Below are 18,975 nucleotides of genomic sequence, written 5' to 3' on the forward strand. Positions count from 1 at the left end.
AAATTTTTAAATCTAAGAAGCCTCAGCATAATAGTGCCGAGGCTTTTAATTTTTACTATTTATTTATTTGTCTATAAGTATTGTTATTAATAGAAAAAGAGAGACTCGAATTGCCGAGTTTCCCCAACATTTGACATAGAGCTAAAAAAAGCGAAAGATTTCTCTATCGCTCAAAGTATTTCCCTCGAAAATCGTATTATTTTCAGGAGAATTCTATTTACTTATTAATTTCTTTTTCTAGTTCTTGAAGAACTTTTATAATCTCTTCAAAGTTTGGATAATCTAAGATAAAAGTAACCCAATAGTCTTTTTCAATGACTGCTTCAGATATATTTCTCTTTCTTGCAGTATTGACTATTAAAATTCTTAAGTCTTCTTTGTTTTCTATATAAAACTTATTCATTTTTGCCTTCACAAATTTCCCTTATTACTTCATATATCCATGCTGGCACTGATTTTGATTCCTTCATTAAGTCTGTTCTTTCTTTTTCAGTTAAGTTTTCTCTTATCTTTTGTATAACTTCATTAGTTATACTTTCTTTGCCCAAAGACTTAATTGCTTGAATAACTGTTGCAGTCTTTAAGGACATATTAGCAATCTCTCCTGGATTTACTTTTTTAAATTCTAAAATGGTATCTCCAATTTTATATTCCTTATATCTTCCACTAGATATATATTTATAGTGAGTTGGAACTTGTGTGGATAGTCCTAATAAGTTTAAGGCTGTGCTATTATAGGGTGCAATATTCCAATTGTATTTTCTTGCTATGGCAAGTGCTAACTCGTGAATTGATACTGCTTCGTACTCTCCAATTAATTCACTATATCTTGGATTGTAATAAAAACCATCAATGACACGCTTAATTTTATCTTCATCTGCTAATCTTTTCAATATTTGTCTAACCGTAGCATTAGATGCAATATCTAAAAAGTCATTTGCAAAAAATACTTTATGTGAGTCAAAATCATTTATTTTATCTGATATTTTTTCTGTATATGAACTCATTACAATCCTCCTTTGTCACGGATATTGTATCGTATTCGTGACAAAAATTCAATTGTATTTAAATTTAATATCCTTATAATAGTTCATCATCTTCATCGTCTTCATCTAAAGATTCTTCATGACTTTCTTCATTGTCAGATTCATCTTCTGACTCACTAATATAATCCTCATCATCTTCTTCAAAGTCTTCCAACATTTTATCTTCCTTAGCTTTGACTACTTTAAAATAATATCCTGCTCCTATAACTCCTCCAATTACAAGTGCAACAATTAGAAATGAACCTATCCCATACTCATTATGGGATAATATTTGTATAGATAGAGGTCGTAGCTTTCCTCCTTGAAGCTTGTCTTCCTAAGAAAGGGTTACGCCTCTTCTTTACGTCTTTATGCGTATGAGCTGGATAGTACGTTAGTTGCTGTATGTCTAACGAGGTTGTATTGTCGTAAAGTTAAAGAGGTATCTTTCTCTATCTAAATTTATATTAAAGCTAGGTGATTTTATGTTTTTTATCGGTATTGATATTGCTAAAAATACTCACGAAGCTTCAATTATTGATCTTTACGGGAAATTAGTTTCTGAGTCTATTTCTTTTTCTAATTATTTAATTTTTTTTGAAGATAAATAGATGTTCATGAGCAATAAGTAAAAAATTATATTTAACACTATTTGTCTTCCAAAACCCTGTCATTTTACAATTATGCTGCTCTTTTATTATCATTTCTTTAAGATTAAATCCAGCATTTTCAAAAATGTGCATTACATAGAATGACAATGGTATCATGTTACCTTTTTTACGAGTATCACCCATTAAAACAGCACAAAATTTATCCTTCTTTAAAACTCTATAACTTTCTGATGCAACTTTTTTCATCTCTTCTAAAAAATCCTTTATTTCTAAATGAGATAAATCTTCTTCTATATTTTCACTGTATTTAATTATATTTGCATAAGGTGGATGTGTACAGATTAAATCAATGCTATTGTCGGAAATAAAATCAAGTTTTCTCGCATCTCCCTTTCGCAAAAAAACTTTACCATTAGCTCCCTCATGTTCAAAGTTAGTTTTTTCTTTACAGCGACTAAGAGCAAGATTATTAATGTCTACACCAATTATATTTCTATTTAATAATTTTGCTTCAACAAGAGTTGTTCCCCCACCTGCAAATTGATCTAAAATTAAATCATTTTCCTTTGAATATCTTAAAATAATATTTCTTGGTATGTAAGGAGACCAGTTGCCTCTCCACTTATTGTCATGTGTCGCCCAATCTCCTCTTTCAGGAAAAGACCAATGAGTTGTCATCTCAAGTTCAAAATTTTCAGGCTCCCATTTTTTTATTTTATCATCCATTGCTTAAATACCTCATTAATAATATATTAAGATCTCTAAGGAAATATTTGACTATTCTTGCGTAACTTTTTGAAGCTTAAATATCCATTTTAACCAAGAATATACTGTGCTTGCTCTTCTTGTTATTTGCCCTTCACCACAAACATTATATTTTCTCATTGCATTCTCTATATCCTTCTTTTTTGGAAGTTGCCCCGTAGTAAATGTTTCAAGGAAAAAGACATTAAATATTTTATGCTTTAATATTAATTTTACAAGTTCCAATTGTCTTGGCTTATAATTCATTTTAGCAATCTCTTGTCCCTTTTTCGTTAATCTTATTTTCACGACTTTGTTCCACTTGCTACTTTCATCATCAAATTCTTCTCCATGATATTTTTCAAAAATACCTAAATATTTGCCAGCGTTAAAATAATATCCAGCTTGTCGTATATCAAATTGCATAATTTCAGCAACTTTTGCCGGAGACATATCTTCCTCTTTTAAAAAATCAATCAAAGAAATGACTTTTTCAAAACTATCTGCTTGTACAAAGGGAGTTTTTTCATAATCATTCATATTGTCGCTTATTGTAGCTTTTGTTTTTTTATATACTTCAAGAAGATCATAACAAGTGATTTTTGTATCTTGTAGTGTGTAGTATTTTTCTTTTATTAATTCTATAGATGAGTAATTATTAAGGTCATTAAATCTATATTCTAATAGTCTATATATTTGATTAGAGTATATTGAAAATAATAATCTTATAGGTTTTTTAACTTTATTTCTCCACAGTCTATAGGGATAATATAGTTGTCGTACATGAAAATCTGGATGAATTACATTTTTTGCTTCAATTATAACTACTGATTTTTCATTTTCTAATCCAGCATCAATTTCACATTGAGCATTTTTGACATCAATACATAGAGGATCTTTTAAATTTCTATTTACAAAAAAATCAAATTCACCCGTTCCCATTCTTCCATTAAAAGTTGCATAATTTTCTCCATCGCCTAAAAAATCTTCTAAAATAGGAGACAACATCAAAACATTGATAGCATTTGCTTCTGATGTAATATTTTCTATGTCAATGCTTTCTAAATCTCGAATTTCTACCCTTTTCATTTTTGTAACATCTTCAATATATTTTGGTAATTCCTCATAAAGATTAAAATCGCTCAATATATATGAACTTCTAGATGTGGGTAAAATATTTATTCCTTTTGATTTTAAAATACTGGGAAGAGATTCAGAACTATCCCACTTTGCCATAAGTCTTGGTTCTTTAAATTCTTTAATTTGCTCAGCTTTTATATTAAAAAATCCCTTTTCACTTACTTCTTTCTCTATATTATATTTATCAAAAAGTTTTTCCCAAGCACTATTTGTACTTATTTTTGCCATAATTTCTCACCAATATTTCGTTTATTTCTCCTCTTTTATTGCCCTTTGAATTAATTGAACGTCTTGCTTTAACTATTGTAATGTCATAATCTTTATAAAGTTCTATAATAAAGGGGTGTGCAGAATTAGAAAGCATAAAATTAATTCCTCTTTCATTTAGCTTATCACATTCTTTTTTAAGTTCTTGCTGATCTTTTTTATTAAATCCATTTTCAGTATATCCTGTAAAACTTGAGGAAGAAGATATTGGCATATAAGGCGGATCAAAGTATACAAAGGCACCCCTTCTTAAATTTTTCAAAGCATCTCGATAGTCTCCCTCTAATATTTTTATATCATTTTCGTTAAAATATTTTGACATCGCTAATATGACTGGTTCATTAATAATATTGGGATTCTTATACTTTCCATAAGGGCTGTTGAATTGTCCTGCTTGATTAACTCTAAATAAACCATTAAAACAAGTTTTATTGAGATAAATTATCCTAGCAGCCTTTTCTAAATCATTCATATTGTTGTATTTATCATCTCTATCTAGTGCTCTAATTTCATAATAGTAATCTTCGCAATTTCTATAATCATGTTCTTTTAAAATATCTAAAAGACCCTCTGGATTATCTCTAACAGTCCTATAAACATTAATTAGATCCTTGTTAAAATCATTTATTATTGCCTTTTTTGGTTGCAAATTAAATAAAACTGCTCCGCCACCTACAAAGGGTTCAACATATGTTGTTATTTTTTCTGGTATAAGAGGATTTATTTCATTTAATAATTGTCTTTTTCCACCAACCCATTTTAAAATAGGTGCTAGAATTATATCCTTCAATTTCTTATACCTCCTCCATTTAATAAGTTTTGTCTTCTTTAAAAATATTATATTCTATAAATTTTTTTATTACAAACTTTTATCTTTGAAAAATTATTAAAAATGCAAAATTATCACGTTGCCTTTACAACTATTTAATATTTAATTTTTCTTTTAGCTCCTTTATGGCACCATCTAGTTTTTCTTCGTCTAATTCTCTATTTTTATTCTCAATTGCTCTTTCCACTAGCTCTCTTAGTTCGTCATCCTCTTCTTTTTCTAATTTATCTAGGGATGTTTTTACAAGTTTGCCAAGTTCTTTAAACTTCATAACTACTCTATGCTCATCTGCAATATGCCCCATTAAAAATGCAAAAGTCCACTCTGAGTTTGTCTCTGTAAGTACACACTTATTGTCAACTGTTACGCCTTCCCCTTTTAAAGCAATTAAAAAGTCGCGCAAAATATTTCTATCGAAGTTAGAAAACACCATTAATTTATTTTTATCTTCTAGGCTTTCATTTTTTCTTAAATCTAAATTAAAAAGGTCGCCAACTTTTTTCTCTAATTCTTTTTCTGATATTTTATTTATTTCAATTTCATATTCTCTTGCAACTTTTTCTGTAATCTCTGCTTTTTCTTTTTCTAGTCCGTATAATAATATTTTTTTCACTTTAACACCTCTCTTTTAATTTACCCAAATATTTTTTATTTATTGGGTATATTATTTTTGAGGTGATTTTATGCGACTAAATAAAGGCGATGAAGTTATTTACGAAAGAACTTTTACTGAAAAGGATTTAAAAGACTATGCGGAAAATGCAAATTTTTGGGGCAAGCACCACGAAAGTCCCAATGACAATGGCGAATATCTTTTGCAGGGTCTATTAACTGCAAGCCTTACAAATAAAATTGGCGGCGACTACGATATTTTGATGTATAGAATGGAATTTGATTTTTTGAAAAAAGCTTATACGGGTAGAAAAATTAAATGTGTAAATAAAGTTGATAAAGTGGAAAATAAGCGTGGCAGAAATTTTATTGATATAACTTCTGATGTGTATGACGAGAATGGCGACCACCTTCTTCACGGAGTTTTAAAGGGAATATTATTAGATTAATAACTTTGCCTTTTAAAGGTTATTTAATAGAGAAAATCAAAAAATGGATGCCACCTGCTTTGCATAGGTTGCATCCATTAATGTAAATTATGTGTTCAGTTTTTTGGTACACATCATGTTCTACTTTTATAAAATTTTATTTTTCTCCAATTACTTCGATTTTATATCCATCTGGATCTTTTATGAAGAAATAATGATCTGATTTGTCTGAAAGTGCTTTTAATTCTGTTACATCATAACCTTTGTTTTTTAGTTCTTCTCTAAAACTTTTTATATCTTTGTGTGATATTGCAATATGACCGTAGCCATCTCCAATTGTATAATCTCTTCCGTCATAATTATATGTTAGTTCTAACTCATAGGGTGAATCCTCGAGTTTTAAATATAAAAGTGTAAATTCATCTTCTGGAAAGTCTTTTCTTCTTGATTCAACAAAACCTAAGGCTTCTTTGTAAAACTTTTCAGATCTTTCCAAATCCTTTACTCTAATCATAGTGTGTAAAAATTTCATATCATCCCTCCAATTTTTATACCAATATTACTTCTAATGCAAAAGTTCTAAAAAATATCTATTGAAAATTTTACTAATCAATAGATATCCTTATCTTTACATATAATGATAGCGACTTAAAATATTAGCTAAATAGTCTAAATATTTTAGGCTATCTTCTTTTTTATCTTCTTCTGCTATTCCTCTATATAAAGAAATTTCTTCAAAAATAATATGTTGATCTACACTAAAAAACTGCGTCTTTTTTTCAAACAATAGATAATAATAATCTAACTTGTTAGAATCTTCGTTGCCTAAAAAGTATATTTCTGTCTTTTTATTTTTTGGTATTTTATATATTACAAGTTCTAATATTTCATCGCAAAATTTTTCAATTTCACAATCATTTATCCAATTCATTAAGATAAATTTAAAGCTTACTCTATTGTCCCTTATATATTCTGAAAATCCAATTTTATATGCGTCATATCTATCTTCTATCCAATTTAAAATTTCATCAGATGATTTTTTTCTTGGAAATTTTAAATTTTTATATTTTTCTTTTATAATTGTAGCTTGATTCATTAGTATAGTCCATCCACTATTTCACTACTTGCGACAAATTAATTTAATATTTTTTTTGCCTCAATCTCATATAAAATAGAAATCAATATTTATGTTACAAAAGATGCATTAATAATATAATTTTTAATTACATTAATTCTGCATTTATTTTTTCTATTTTTTCTTCTTTAAGTTCGTCCTTTGAGATAATGTCTTTAACTTTCATTAACCTTGTGATATTTGCTCTTTCGCTTTCGTCAAGTTTTGAGCGAATATATTTTATTGTTTCTTGCAAGTCTGGAATTGTTTTGTACTCAAGGGCATTTACTCTTCTTCTAGTCTTTTCAATTTCATTGGCTAAAAGTTGTGCTGCCTTTTCCTTTTGTGTAAGCTTCAAAAGTTCATCCATTACTTCTGTAAGATTATCAATAGCATAGTCAAGGTCCGATGTAGTTTGTGCATAGCCATAGGGATAGCGTGATGCGTCTTCAGATGTTTTTTTTGTTATAAATTCCATCTCTGGCACATCTACGGACATTACATTTTTCTTTTTGATTTCAACAAGTGTTTTCATTGTTGGAAGGGAAATTGCTTCTTCAAGCATTTCTGGACTCATAGCAGCTGATGCCATTAAAAATGCCTTAAAGGAATTTTGCAATTTTTCTTCCACTTCTAATCTTAGCTTTTTATTTTCCTTTATGAGAGTTATAAATTGTCTCATAAGTTCGTCTTGTTTGTCCTTTAAAAGCTTGTGCCCTCTACTTGATGTTTCTAATTTGCCTTTTAATAAGGACAAATTCATTCTAGTGGGATTTATTTTAAGTCTTGTCATTATAATCCCTCATTTTCTACATTTTTATGATCTCCAGGATCGCTATTTTTTTTCTCCTTATCGCCCAAATATTTTTCGATTAATTTGTCGTCAATTCTCTTTAATTCAGTCTTAGGTATTAGAGAAAGAAGTTCCCAACCTAAATTTAATGTTTCTTCTATTGACCTATTAGTTTCAAAACCTTGTGATACATATTGTTTTTCAAATAAGTCTGCAAATCTTGCAAATGCTTTGTCAGTTTCTGATAGTGCTGTTTCTCCAAGGATTGCAGAAAGTTCCTTTGCTTCTTTACCTGCAGTGTAAGCTGCATAAATTTGATTCATTGTATCGGCGTGGTCTTCACGAGTTTTTCCTTCTCCAATTCCCTTGTCTTTAAGTCTTGAAAGTGACGGTATTGCATTAATAGGTGGTTCTAATCCTTGTTTATATAAATCTGTTGATAGAATTATTTGTCCTTCAGTAATATATCCCGTTAAGTCTGGAATAGGGTGAGTGATGTCTCCTTCTGGCATTGTCAAAATAGGAATTTGTGTAATAGAACCTTCTCTTCCCTTAATTCTTCCTGCTCTTTCGTAAATACCGGCAAGGTCTGTGTATAGATAACCAGGATAACCACGTCTACCTGGAACTTCCTTTCTTGCTGCAGATACTTCTCTTAGTGCTTCAGCATAATTTGTCATATCTGTTAAGATTACAAGAACGTGCTTTCCAAGTTCAAATGCCAAATATTCTGCTGCTGTAAGTGCCATCTTTGGAGTTGCAAGTCTTTCAATTGCTGGGTCATTGGCAAGGTTCATGAATAAAACTGCTCTATCTATGGCGCCAGTCTTTGTGAAGTCGTCTATAAAGTATTGTGCCTCTTCAAAAGTAATGCCCATTGCTGCAAACACTACGGCAAAATCTCCACCAGAAAGTACAGTCGCTTGTCTTGCGATTTGTGCTGCAAGTTCGTTGTGTGGAAGTCCTGCTTCAGAGAATATTGGAAGTTTTTGTCCTCTAACAAGAGTGTTAAGTCCATCTATTACAGATACACCTGTTTGAATAAATTCAGATGGATAGTCTCTTGAAACTGGATTTATTGCAGTTCCGTTTATATCAATTTTCTCTTTAGGAATAATCTTTGGACCACCGTCAATTGGTTCGCCAAGCCCGTCAAAGACCCTACCAATCATATCTGGCGATACTCCAAGTTCAAGTGGTTTTCCTAAAAATCTTACGCTTGTGTCCATTAAATTTATTCCACTGGAGCCTTCAAAAATTTGAACCATGGCTTTGTCGCCTTCGATTTCTATAACACGTCCACGTCTTTTTTCGCCGGTTTGAAGTTCGATGTCCACAAGTTCTTCGTAGGTTGCACCTTCTACTCCTTCAACAGTCATAAGAGGTCCAACGACTTCTGTTACTGATTTATATTCTTTAAGCATCTACATCACCGACCTGTTCTAATTCTTTAAGTTCACTGTCAATTTTATCTTTTATTGCGTCAATTTTTTCTAATTCGTCATTTGGCACATACTTCATTCTCGCAATATTTTCTTTTACATCAAGTTTTTCTATTTCACTAAAGTAAGCACCCTTTTCCAATGCTTCTTGACATTTGTCGTAGAAGTAAAGGATTGTATCAAGCATCTTGAATTGCTTTTCAAGAGGACAGAAAGTATCTACATCGTGAAAGGCATTTTGTTGTAAAAAGTCTTCACGAATTGACTTTGTTGTGTCAAGTTTAACTTGGTCTTCGTCAGATAATGTATCACGACCTACTAGTCTTACGACTTCTAGTAATGAAGTTTCTTCTTGTAAAAGTGCCATGGCTCTTTTTCTTAGCAAAGAAAATCTTCTATCTACATTCTCGTCTAAATATTTATCAATTTTAGATTGATAAAGTGAATAGGAATCAATCCAGTTAATAGCTGGGAAGTGTCTTTGGTAAGACAAATCGTAGTCAAGTTTCCAAAATATTTTTACAATTCTAAGTGTATTTTGAGTAACTGGTTCAGAAATATCTCCTCCTGGAGGGGAAACTGCACCTATTACAGAAAGTGCTCCTTCTCTTTCTTCGCTGCCATTTACAATAACACGACCTGCTCTTTCATAAAATTCTGCAATTCTTGAGCCAAGGTATGCTGGATAACCTTCGTCGCCTGGCATTTCTTCAAGACGACCAGACATTTCACGAAGGGCTTCTGCCCAACGAGAAGTGGAGTCAGCCATCATTGCAACAGAATAACCCATATCTCTAAAATATTCTGAAATTGTAATTCCTGTGTAAATTGATGCTTCACGTGCTGCTACTGGCATATTTGATGTGTTGGCAATAAGCACTGTCCTCTTCATAATTGATTCGCCAGTTGAAGGATCCATTAACTCTGGAAATTCCATAAGTACGTCTGTCATTTCGTTTCCACGTTCGCCACAGCCTACATAGACAACTATTTGTGCATCTGCCCATTTTGCAAGTTGATGTTGTACAACTGTTTTGCCTGAACCAAAAGGTCCTGGAATGGCAGCAGTACCACCCTTTGTAATTGGGAAAAATGTATCTATTACTCTTTGTCCAGTAACGAGGGGTTCCTTTGGATCGACCTTTTTCTTGTAAGGTCTTCCCTTTCTTACTGGCCATTTTTGTATCATCGTTAGATTTTTGTCGCCCTTTTCTGTTTCTATTGTTGCAATAGTTTCTTCTACGGTAAAAGAGCCTTCTTTAATGTCTTTTATCTTGCCCTTTATTCCATTGGGTACCATAATTTTATGAGTTACAACTGCTGTTTCTTCAACTGTTCCAAGAATATCTCCTGCTTCAACTTCATCTCCAACATTTGCAACTTTTTTAAATTCCCATTTTTTTTCTCTATTTAAAGGATTTACTATAACTCCTCTTTTTAAAAAGTCTCCAGCTTCGTTTCTAAGTCCAACAAGAGGTCTTTGAATTCCGTCAAACATTTGCTCAATCATTCCAGGACCAAGCTCAACGGAAAGTGGCGCTCCTGTCGTATATACTTCATCTCCAGGGCCAATACCTGTTGTTTCTTCATAAACTTGAATGGAAGCCTTGTCGCCTCTCATTTCAATTACTTCGCCAATAAGTTTGTCTTTAGAAACTTCTACTACGTCATAGACATTGGCATCTTCCATGCCACTTGCTACAACTAGTGGTCCGGATACTTTAATTATCTTTCCTGATTTCAATAAAGCTCCTCCTCATAAAAAGGTGATTAATCACCTAATATATTTGCTCCAACTGCCTTTTCAACATTTTTGTTTAAGTTATTCATGCCTATACCAAGAGTTCCCTTGTTGGAGGGAATTACTATAATGGCAGGCAATAATTTGTCATTATATCTATCAATGGTATTAGGTATTTTTTCTGCAAGTTCTTCTGTTATATAAATTACACCGTAATCTTTTTTTGCAAGGGCATCAACTTTAGCCCTAGCATCTTTTTCTTCGTAACTTACGAAGACATCTATTCCAATAGCCTTAAAGGATAGAACTGAATCCTTATCGCCAATAACCGCTATTTTATACATAACTATCACGCAACTTTTCTCTAATAAATTCACTATCTAGTCTATTTAATTTAGAAACTAAAATAATTCTAAGATTTTTAATTTCCATTTCTTTAGCCAAAGCATTGGCAAATATAATTTCTGGACCATAAGTGATGTACTTTACATCTTTTATCAAATCTATAAAGTAATTATCCATCTCTTTTTCAAAGTTCGAAAGATTTCCTTTCTCCTTAAAAGAATCTAAGGCATCTTTAATATACTTGTAAATATCAAGTTTTTTAAAGGCATCTGTGTCTGAACTTATATCTCTATTTAATAAATCCATATAAGTTTCTTCTCTGACATTTCCGCCTATTATGATTACATTTCTCAAGAATTCAACATCTTTTTTTTGCTTTTTAGCTCTTAGAAGTGTTCTAATATTTGTAAAATCAATTAAATTTTTTGCATATTTTATAAATAAGTCAACTTCAGACTCTTTTGCAAGTTCAAGTAATTCCTTGAAATAAGCGTTGTCGAGATATATATCAATTAGCTGTGGATCTTTTTTTTCTTCGTAAATCTCCGCAACTTTCGCTATAAGCTCAAAATATTTATTCTTTTTGCTGCCTTTAATTAGAGCATCTCTATATTCTTTTAAGTCAAAATCTCCAATATTCATATAAAGATCTTTTAAGTCCTTTTTCCCAATATCTTCTTTTATTAGAACTTTTAAATTGTGATAAAAATACTTCAATGTTACAAGAAGAATGGGAATTTTGGAAGGAGAAATATCGTAAAGTTCGTCGTAAAACCTTGTTAGCTCTTCTTTTAAAATATATTCATATTCTGTGGGAGAAGAGATTTTATTTATATATTTGTTATAAACTGTATCAGATAGAGATCTAAGTGCGTCTTCCAAGAAATCCCCTTCAGAAATCCTTATAAAGTTTTCACTTTTTAAAAGCTCCTTTTCCAAGACTCTAAGTCTTGTGGAACTTTGGATAAATTTACTTCTATCCATTTAACCACCTTTTCCTTTTAACTGAAAAGTTTTTCAGCTAAAAATTTTTCTAACTCTTCTCTTTCAGATTTCACAATAGCTCTAAAGTCGCCATTGTAAATTAAATTTCCATCGTGTAGGACAAATCCTCTGTCAACATCCTTGTCAGATACTTTGAAACCAAGATTTGCATTTTTAACTGCTTCTCTATATTTACTTGGTACATCTAAAATTGAATTTTTGTCATCTACGCCTTCAACATTATTTTTTACAAATTTCACAAAATCTTCTTCTGATAAATTTTCAAGTTCTACTATTGCTTTTTCAAGAATTCTATCTATAACCTTATGCTTTTCTGCTAAAACGTCATCTCTCGCCTTTAGCTCGGCACTTGATTTTGCTCTTTTTAAAATGTCTTCTCTTTCTCTTTTTGAGATTTCATTGATTTTATCAGCTAAAAATTTTGCATCATCTTTTCTTTTTTCTACAATTGTGTTTTTTTTGTCTTCAGCTTCTGCTATGATTTCATCTGCCTTTGTTTTTGCATCCTCAATAATTTTATTTAAAATATTTTCAAGTCCTGCCATAGTATCACCTAGGCTCTAAATAGGATAAAGAATGAAATTGCAAAGGCAAGAATTGCATAAAGTTCAACCATTACTGCAAAGATAATACCCTTTGCTTGTTGTTCTTCATTTTTTGCCAAAATATTAATACCAGCAACAGAAACTTTACCTTGTGCAATTGCAGATATAAGTCCAGCAAGTCCAATTACTGCACCACTTGCCATGTACATAAATCCAGTGTTTACTGGAGTGTCTGCTGAAAGTCTAAATAAAATAAATAGTCCAATTACAAATCCGTAAAGGCCTTGTGTACCTGGTAGTAATTGAAGTACAAGGGATTTACCAAATTTTTCTGGTTCGTCAATTACTACTCCTGCTGCAGCTTCACCTGCCATACCTACTCCCTTAGCAGATCCAGCACCTGAAAGTGCAACTGCAAAGAAAATTCCAATTGATCCTAAAATCAATCCACCGTATTCTCCCATTAATCCATTTAACATATTAATCCTCCTAGTCTATATTAAAGTAATCTGAATTTTCTATCATTTTTTTGAAAGGTATGCCTCCACCTTCATAAAATTTATTAAACATTTCTACATAAGTAAGCCTTGCCGTATGAACATAGGCTGACAAATAAGAAAGGAAAGCATTAAATAATTGAAATACAACAAAAATAATTATTGCAAATATTTTTCCAATTATATTTGAACCAAAAAGCATTCCAGCAATCATATTTATGGCAAGTCCCAAGAAAGAACCAGATAAAACTAATGCCATAAGTCTTAGGTAAGACACAAAATCTCCTAGATAAGAAGAAATTCCGTATAGGGAATAAACTCCCCAACCAATTTTTCCTGCTGTCGATTTTTCTTCACGTCCACCAGTTGCAACTATGCCAATCATTCCAAGTACCATTATTACTAATAATACCTTTCCAAAGTGTTCAACTTGCGGAAGAACTTTGCTTAAAATAAATCCAATTGCACCTAGCACTGCCATGTACCAAAATCCAACATCAAATAATGCATCCTTTGGTTTTCCGTCACGAATATCCATATAAGCCTTGATTCCAAGACCAAAGAATATGTGAATTCCACCTAGTATTAGTGAAAGGATTACTAAAAGTGTAGAATCCTCTGCTGGATCTATTAAGCTTGGAAGCTCAATTATTCCTCCAAAGAAGGAACCAAATACAAGCCCAAATATCATTGCAGAAATGGAAAGGTAATTGAAAAATTTTATAAACTTTCTCTTTTTTTCTGTCAATTTAAAAGTTTTAAGCGCAAAAAGTGTGCCTAAAAATACTAAAAGTCCGTATCCAAAATCGCCAACCATTATACCTGCAAATATAAAATAAAAAGGTGCAAAGAAAGGTGTTGGGTCGATTTCATTGTACTTTGGCATTGAATACATTTCCGTCATAAGTTCAAAGGGACTTACAAAGGAATTGTTTTTTAGTAAAATCGGAACCTTACCTGAATCTCTATTTGCATCTTCCGCATTTAGATAATAATCATCGCCACATACTTTTTTTACTTCATCTTCGAAGTTATTTAATCTTTCGCTTGGAACATAACCTTCAATTAAGTTAAGCTTTGTTGTTTTTAAAAATTTTCTCTCTGAAATTATCTTAATTTTTTCATTGCGATAATATTCATAGGAAATTTTAAAATCTTCTAAATATTTTAAATAAGTCTTTAGCTCTTCTTCTATATTTTTATTCTTTTCAAAAAGAAACTCTTTATCTTTCTCATAGGTCTCTATCTTGTCCTTAACTTTGCCATCTGCTTTGACATTTATAGGTGTAAATCCAAAATTTGAAAATAGAGTTTTTACCTCATTCTCCACAGATTTTTCAACTATTATGAGATAATAATAAAAGTTTTTGTCCTTTGAAACCCTTTCAATATACACGAGGTCATTTTTTATAAATTCACTCTCGAATTCAGCTCCATGGCTTGTCGATATAGTTCCCGTGTAAATGTTTACAGAGCCCATTGAATTAATATCCTTCAATGAAGATGATAGATTCTCCCATGGTTTAAGTTCCACTATCTTTGATTCAATATTTTGAATTTTGCTATTGTTTTTATCCTTAGCATCTACAAGAGCTTTTATCTCTGAATCGATTTTCTCGAAGGGAAAGGCAATTGCTCTGGAGGCAAGTTCCTCCAAGGTAATGTCTTCTACTCCCTCTTTCATGGCTTTAATAGGATTTTCCTTTTCTTTAAACTTTAGCAGCAGATCAATATCGTCCTTTGACCTCTTAATTTTATCATCAATTTCTATTAAATCTTCTGAAGATCTAGGCCTTGAAAAATCATCTTCTGAAAAATCAGAATCAAAATTGGACTCGTCAATGTGAACATAATTAAATTTTTGAAATTTATTAATTAATTTTTCTCTATCCTCATCAAAGATAAAGAGTTTGAATTTTTTCATGTTAACTATTGCCATTATTCACAATCCTCTCTACCACTGACTTTACAATTTCAGCTTCTTTGTCTTTAGAAATTTTTGAAATATCAATAATCTTTTTTTCTGCTTCTTCTCTTATTGGCAATACAGATTCTTCTCCTTCTTTTCTCGCCTTTTCAAGAAATTCGTCTTTGCTTACCTTTGCCCTTTGGACAATAGCATCATAGGACTCTTCTGCAGCAGATTTTGCTTTTTCTATAATTTCCTTAGCCTTAACTTCTGCATCGTCAATAATTTTTTTTGCCTCAGCTTCAGTGTCTTTAACTTTTTTTACTGCATCATCTGACACTAAATCACCTCCAGTGTAAAATCTTTTATAGAGTAATTATATCACTTGTTAAATTATTATTTAACAATAATCATAATAAATTTAATTTAAGTTACATTACTTAATACCCCATTAATTTATCTTTATTTAAAAAAAATAAAAAAAGTGAATTTTTTTATTTTGCTTTTTCTAATTTGATTCTGTAAATTCACACAAGTGTACTAATATTAAAAAAACCACTACAAAAAGTGGTTTAAAAATTATGATTAAATTTATTATTTTTTTAAGATATTTTGAAAAGCGTTCATATTGTAAATTTTTGAAACTAATAAGACTGAAAATAACTTGTCTGCATAATCCGTTATGATTTGAACTACAAATACAATTACAAAATCTGAAATATCCATGACGGCACGAAGAGCTTGAACAATATAACTTGAACCAGCTGTTGTAACTGTACCAAAAAGATATGTTGCTATAAGTGCAGATGAAATTGCAACTGGAATAGACATAGCCGGTGTGAGATAAAATTTTGATAAAAACTTATCTCTTTTCAAAAATTTAAAGTAACCTGATGTAAATCCTACTATAATTTGTGTCGGCATAAAATAAATTGCAATTGGATCTCCTATGCTATTTGCAAATGCGGAAATTATTCCAGTCAAAATTCCAAAAGCTGGTCCAAAAGAAAAACCAGCCATTATTGTTCCAATAGAATCGAGATATACTGGAAGCTTTAATACTACGGCAAGCCATGCACTTACAGAGTTTATTGCGACACAAAGTGCAATAAAAGTGACTTTTTTTGAACTCATTTTCATATTAAATCACCTAAAATATTTTTATCTACTTTTGAATTTGTAATTATCTCTATAAATTCCGTCCACACTTCTAACAAATTCAAATCTTCATATAAAATTATATTTTTTTCTCTCTTCATGAAGTTCATTTCGTCCACCATGAGCATCCCCCTTGCGGGACCATCTGTTATGCATTCTGCACTATAAATGCTCTTCTTAAATAATTCTGGCTTTCTTTCAGCTAAAATTGTAAGTGTATCATTTATCACTGAACCAATAATTTTTTCATATTCCCAGTGAAAATCCATATAAAAGTTTGTTATTTTTTCTATAAAATTTCCCATTTCAAGATTTAATCTCTTAATATAGGATAAAATACTCGGCGTCAATACAAATTTTCTCGTAATATCAAGGGGCATTATTTCAACTTTATTGGGTGCATTTTTTATAACATAGTCTGCTGCCTCTGGGTCGACATAAAAATTAAATTCAGCGATTGGACTCATGTTCCCATAACTCTTAAAGTTTCCACCCATTATAATAATTCTAGTGTCTTTAAATGCAATTCTATCCTTTTTTAATGCTCTAGCAATGTTAGTGAGTGGCCCCAGTGCAAAAATAGTTACATCTCCCTTTTTAGCCTCTTCTACTAAAAAGTTAATTGCATCGCCATCTATCTCTTTCTCATCATATTTTAGATAAGTTTCGCCAAGACCGTCTTTTCCATGAGTATCCTCTGCGTTGATAAATTCTTTAACGAGAGGAGATTTGCTTCCCATATAGATTTTAAAATCTCGATTTAAAAATTTTGAAAGTCTAAGTACATTTTTCCTTCCCTTTTCAACGTGCACATTACCTGAAACTAAAGAAATCCCAAGAATATCATATTCCATTACATTATTTGATAAAATAATTGCAATAGAATCGTCAATCCCGGGATCTGCATCAATAATAATTTTCTTCATTTTAACCTCCATTTCTTTGGAGAACAATTAGTTTTTTATACTTGGAGTTCCCGAACAAGTAAATTTTATTATACAATATATTTTTTTTATAGACAAATTTTCTTTCATCAAGTATAATTATAGGAGTAAAAATATATAATAGGAGTGTAAATATGAAAAAACTTTTTAAATTACTTATTTTATTTACAGTAGCTCTTACACTTTTTGCTTGCAACAAAAAAAATGATGAAACAAAAGCAGAAAAAACAGGAGATGCTACAACTAGTGCAATGAAACTATCTGAAATGCAAATTGAAAAATTTGATTTCAAAACTATGAACATAATGGATGGCAAAATTGTAAATTCTGAAGAATTCTACAAAGAAAAACCTATTACACTTGTAAATGCATGGGGAACTTTCTGTGGACCTTGCAAAGAAGAAATGCCAGATCTAGCAAAATTATACGAAAAATATAAAGACAAAATTAATTTTCTTGGTGTAGTTGTAGACACAAATGCTAACATGGACACAAATGTCGAAGAAGCTCAAAAAATTATTAAGGACTCAGGCGTTAATTACACAAATATAATGCCAAACCCAACTACTGAAGAAAGTTTAGCAACTATTACTGCAATGCCAACAACATTTTTTGTAAATAGCGAGGGAAAAATCCTTGGCGGTTTTGTTGGTAAGGCCGATAAAGATAGTCTAGAAGCTACTATTGAAAAAGTTATAGCAGAAAACAAATAATTTTTATTAGTATTTTATTAGACAAGCTAAATATACTAAGAGATGGATTTCCCATCTCTTTTTTGTTTAAATTTACATAAGAAATATAGACTAAGTATATAAAATACGAAAATAAAATTTTAAAATAGTACTGAAATATCAGTACTCTCGAACCGTCCAAATAAAAATCAATTTTTATAATCTTTTTTCAATTCTTTTAAGATTATATAAATATCCCTAATTAAAAAAATATCCACAATCAAAGTTAGAATCATAAATATAAAGGCTTCTCTAATTGAGCTTTGTGACACTCCTCTTATAGCTTTTATACGATTATAACCTATCCATTTACTATAGAGAGATCCAGTTCCACCAAATACACTCACTCCATTATAATTTAAAGAAAAATTTATAATAAATAAAGTAAAAAGGTGAATAAACCTATTTATAATTCTTTTCATTAGAAATCTATACTCCTATTAAAATCTTTTCTAAGTTTATATCGGCCTCCAACTTTACCTGTGACTTTAAATCCAGCCCTTACACTTACTCTAGCATTTCCTTCATGAAAAGTTCTTACAATGTCTCTAGACTCTTCTCCGCAAGAAAATGTAGAAATATTATTCTTGCCAGTAACTTTTATCTCTTCAATTGTTTCTAATAAATTGCCATCATTATCATATATGTATACAATTTTTCCAGTGTCTGTATCTCTTCTATCAATTTGTATTTCATCCAAATCATAATCTATGGATACTCTTATTTTATCTACTTGTATATAATTTTTAGTATCCTCAAAATCATCAGCTGCATATACTTGAGTCAATAAAAGCAAAACCAATAACATACTAGCAATAAACTTTTTCATATATACCTTCCTTCCTTTATTTGTTTGGACGATTCTATATCTTGATTATAAACCCATAACAATCATAAATCAAACCAATGGTAAAACCTTTTCATTAATTTAGCAAACATTATTTTATCACTGACATAAGAATATAGAAATTGTCACAAAGATTAGGACCTCTATACTCATCAAATTTTAAGTCCATAAATCCAATCAAAAAAAGAGGGAATATTAACTCCCTCTAATTTTTTATTATTTTGTAATCCAAGGATTAGTCAAGAATC

General features: G+C 30.7%; 23 protein-coding genes and 2 pseudogenes. 3 read left to right on the forward strand and 22 right to left on the reverse strand.

Annotated features, from left to right (window positions below):
* Positions 1 to 277: 277 nt before the first annotated feature.
* The 3 genes and pseudogenes from ACQRC6_RS07910 to ACQRC6_RS07920 all read right to left on the reverse strand — a co-directional run.
* Positions 278 to 403 (reverse strand): annotated as a pseudogene (locus ACQRC6_RS07910) (nucleotidyl transferase AbiEii/AbiGii toxin family protein); the annotation flags it as partial.
* The gene (locus ACQRC6_RS07915) at positions 396 to 1,007 is read right to left on the reverse strand and encodes a DUF6088 family protein (RefSeq protein WP_427848464.1); all 612 of its coding nucleotides are present in this window, start codon (positions 1,005 to 1,007) and stop codon (positions 396 to 398) included. The gene ACQRC6_RS07915 and the pseudogene ACQRC6_RS07910, both read right to left, overlap by 8 nt.
* A gap of 73 nt (positions 1,008 to 1,080) precedes the next feature.
* Positions 1,081 to 1,299 (reverse strand): annotated as a pseudogene (locus ACQRC6_RS07920) (CD1107 family mobile element protein); the annotation flags it as partial.
* A 211-nt stretch (positions 1,300 to 1,510) separates the two neighbouring features.
* Between ACQRC6_RS07920 and ACQRC6_RS07925 the strand changes: the two are divergent.
* The gene (locus ACQRC6_RS07925; protein ID WP_427848465.1) at positions 1,511 to 1,636 is read left to right on the forward strand and encodes a hypothetical protein; all 126 of its coding nucleotides are present in this window, start codon (positions 1,511 to 1,513) and stop codon (positions 1,634 to 1,636) included.
* Here ACQRC6_RS07925 and ACQRC6_RS07930 read toward each other — a convergent pair.
* From ACQRC6_RS07930 to ACQRC6_RS07945, 4 genes are all read right to left on the reverse strand, one after another.
* Positions 1,613 to 2,362 carry a TRM11 family SAM-dependent methyltransferase gene (locus ACQRC6_RS07930; RefSeq protein WP_427848466.1) on the reverse strand — a complete coding sequence of 250 codons (750 nt, stop codon included), beginning with the start codon at positions 2,360 to 2,362 and terminating at the stop codon, positions 1,613 to 1,615. The two genes, ACQRC6_RS07925 and ACQRC6_RS07930, sit on opposite strands and share 24 nt — an antisense overlap.
* A gap of 51 nt (positions 2,363 to 2,413) precedes the next feature.
* Positions 2,414 to 3,748: a type II restriction enzyme gene (locus ACQRC6_RS07935; RefSeq protein WP_427848467.1), complete on the reverse strand. Its 1,335-nt coding sequence runs from the start codon at positions 3,746 to 3,748 to the stop codon at positions 2,414 to 2,416.
* Entirely contained in the window at positions 3,726 to 4,577 is an 852-nt protein-coding gene (locus ACQRC6_RS07940) for a DNA adenine methylase (protein WP_293558088.1), read from the reverse strand. The genes ACQRC6_RS07935 and ACQRC6_RS07940 overlap by 23 nt, the downstream gene beginning before the upstream one ends.
* A gap of 130 nt (positions 4,578 to 4,707) precedes the next feature.
* The gene (locus ACQRC6_RS07945) at positions 4,708 to 5,229 is read right to left on the reverse strand and encodes a DUF3783 domain-containing protein (RefSeq protein WP_427848468.1); all 522 of its coding nucleotides are present in this window, start codon (positions 5,227 to 5,229) and stop codon (positions 4,708 to 4,710) included.
* A 70-nt stretch (positions 5,230 to 5,299) separates the two neighbouring features.
* Here ACQRC6_RS07945 and ACQRC6_RS07950 point away from each other — a divergent pair, with 70 nt between their 5' ends.
* The gene (locus tag ACQRC6_RS07950) at positions 5,300 to 5,677 is read left to right on the forward strand and encodes a hypothetical protein (RefSeq protein ID WP_427848469.1); all 378 of its coding nucleotides are present in this window, start codon (positions 5,300 to 5,302) and stop codon (positions 5,675 to 5,677) included.
* Positions 5,678 to 5,813: 136 nt separating this feature from the next.
* On the opposite strand, the gene gloA is transcribed toward ACQRC6_RS07950, so the two are convergent.
* The 13 genes from gloA to ACQRC6_RS08015 all read right to left on the reverse strand — a co-directional run bounded on the left by gloA (position 5,814) and on the right by ACQRC6_RS08015 (position 17,131).
* Positions 5,814 to 6,188, reverse strand: coding sequence for a lactoylglutathione lyase (gene gloA, locus ACQRC6_RS07955; protein ID WP_075659106.1), 375 nt, complete (start codon positions 6,186 to 6,188; stop codon positions 5,814 to 5,816).
* A gap of 96 nt (positions 6,189 to 6,284) precedes the next feature.
* Positions 6,285 to 6,752 (reverse strand): hypothetical protein, encoded by a 468-nt coding sequence (locus ACQRC6_RS07960; RefSeq protein WP_427848470.1) that lies wholly within the window; start codon positions 6,750 to 6,752, stop codon positions 6,285 to 6,287.
* A gap of 127 nt (positions 6,753 to 6,879) precedes the next feature.
* On the reverse strand, positions 6,880 to 7,563 hold the full coding sequence (locus tag ACQRC6_RS07965; RefSeq protein WP_427848471.1) for a V-type ATP synthase subunit D: 684 nt from the start codon (positions 7,561 to 7,563) through the stop codon (positions 6,880 to 6,882).
* Positions 7,563 to 8,987, reverse strand: coding sequence for a V-type ATP synthase subunit B (locus ACQRC6_RS07970; RefSeq protein ID WP_293557844.1), 1,425 nt, complete (start codon positions 8,985 to 8,987; stop codon positions 7,563 to 7,565). The genes ACQRC6_RS07965 and ACQRC6_RS07970 overlap by 1 nt, the downstream gene beginning before the upstream one ends.
* Complete coding sequence (locus tag ACQRC6_RS07975) at positions 8,980 to 10,749, reverse strand: V-type ATP synthase subunit A (protein WP_293557842.1); 1,770 nt, start codon at positions 10,747 to 10,749, stop codon at positions 8,980 to 8,982. The genes ACQRC6_RS07970 and ACQRC6_RS07975 overlap by 8 nt, the downstream gene beginning before the upstream one ends.
* 26 nt (positions 10,750 to 10,775) lie before the next feature.
* A complete protein-coding gene (locus tag ACQRC6_RS07980) occupies positions 10,776 to 11,090 on the reverse strand; it encodes a V-type ATP synthase subunit F (protein WP_075659113.1) in 315 nt (104 codons plus the stop codon).
* On the reverse strand, positions 11,083 to 12,075 hold the full coding sequence (locus ACQRC6_RS07985) for a V-type ATP synthase subunit C (protein WP_427848472.1): 993 nt from the start codon (positions 12,073 to 12,075) through the stop codon (positions 11,083 to 11,085). The genes ACQRC6_RS07980 and ACQRC6_RS07985 overlap by 8 nt, the downstream gene beginning before the upstream one ends.
* Before the next feature lie 17 nt (positions 12,076 to 12,092).
* On the reverse strand, positions 12,093 to 12,641 hold the full coding sequence (locus ACQRC6_RS07990) for a V-type ATP synthase subunit E (protein ID WP_427848473.1): 549 nt from the start codon (positions 12,639 to 12,641) through the stop codon (positions 12,093 to 12,095).
* Between the two features lie 8 nt (positions 12,642 to 12,649).
* Positions 12,650 to 13,120, reverse strand: coding sequence for a V-type ATP synthase subunit K (locus ACQRC6_RS07995; RefSeq protein ID WP_427848474.1), 471 nt, complete (start codon positions 13,118 to 13,120; stop codon positions 12,650 to 12,652).
* A gap of 10 nt (positions 13,121 to 13,130) precedes the next feature.
* Positions 13,131 to 15,077 carry a V-type ATP synthase subunit I gene (locus ACQRC6_RS08000; RefSeq protein WP_427848475.1) on the reverse strand — a complete coding sequence of 649 codons (1,947 nt, stop codon included), beginning with the start codon at positions 15,075 to 15,077 and terminating at the stop codon, positions 13,131 to 13,133.
* Positions 15,064 to 15,387: a hypothetical protein gene (locus tag ACQRC6_RS08005; RefSeq protein ID WP_427848476.1), complete on the reverse strand. Its 324-nt coding sequence runs from the start codon at positions 15,385 to 15,387 to the stop codon at positions 15,064 to 15,066. Before ACQRC6_RS08005 ends, ACQRC6_RS08000 begins: the two co-directional genes overlap by 14 nt.
* A 254-nt stretch (positions 15,388 to 15,641) precedes the next feature.
* Positions 15,642 to 16,187 carry an ECF transporter S component gene (locus tag ACQRC6_RS08010; protein WP_427848477.1) on the reverse strand — a complete coding sequence of 182 codons (546 nt, stop codon included), beginning with the start codon at positions 16,185 to 16,187 and terminating at the stop codon, positions 15,642 to 15,644.
* Entirely contained in the window at positions 16,184 to 17,131 is a 948-nt protein-coding gene (locus ACQRC6_RS08015) for a nucleoside hydrolase (RefSeq protein ID WP_427848478.1), read from the reverse strand. The genes ACQRC6_RS08010 and ACQRC6_RS08015 overlap by 4 nt, the downstream gene beginning before the upstream one ends.
* Positions 17,132 to 17,283: 152 nt before the next feature.
* Between ACQRC6_RS08015 and ACQRC6_RS08020 the strand changes: the two genes are divergently transcribed.
* Positions 17,284 to 17,862, forward strand: a complete 579-nt coding sequence (locus ACQRC6_RS08020) for a redoxin family protein (protein ID WP_427848479.1) — start codon at positions 17,284 to 17,286, stop codon at positions 17,860 to 17,862.
* 167 nt (positions 17,863 to 18,029) lie between these two features.
* Here ACQRC6_RS08020 and ACQRC6_RS08025 read toward each other — a convergent pair whose 3' ends face one another.
* Complete coding sequence (locus ACQRC6_RS08025; RefSeq protein ID WP_427848480.1) at positions 18,030 to 18,302, reverse strand: hypothetical protein; 273 nt, start codon at positions 18,300 to 18,302, stop codon at positions 18,030 to 18,032.
* Positions 18,302 to 18,709 (reverse strand): hypothetical protein, encoded by a 408-nt coding sequence (locus tag ACQRC6_RS08030; RefSeq protein WP_427848481.1) that lies wholly within the window; start codon positions 18,707 to 18,709, stop codon positions 18,302 to 18,304. The genes ACQRC6_RS08025 and ACQRC6_RS08030 overlap by 1 nt, the downstream gene beginning before the upstream one ends.
* Positions 18,710 to 18,975: the final 266 nt, after the last annotated feature.

This window comes from Peptoniphilus sp. SGI.035 (genome assembly GCF_050315115.1).
GTDB lineage: Bacteria > Bacillota > Clostridia > Tissierellales > Peptoniphilaceae > Peptoniphilus_A.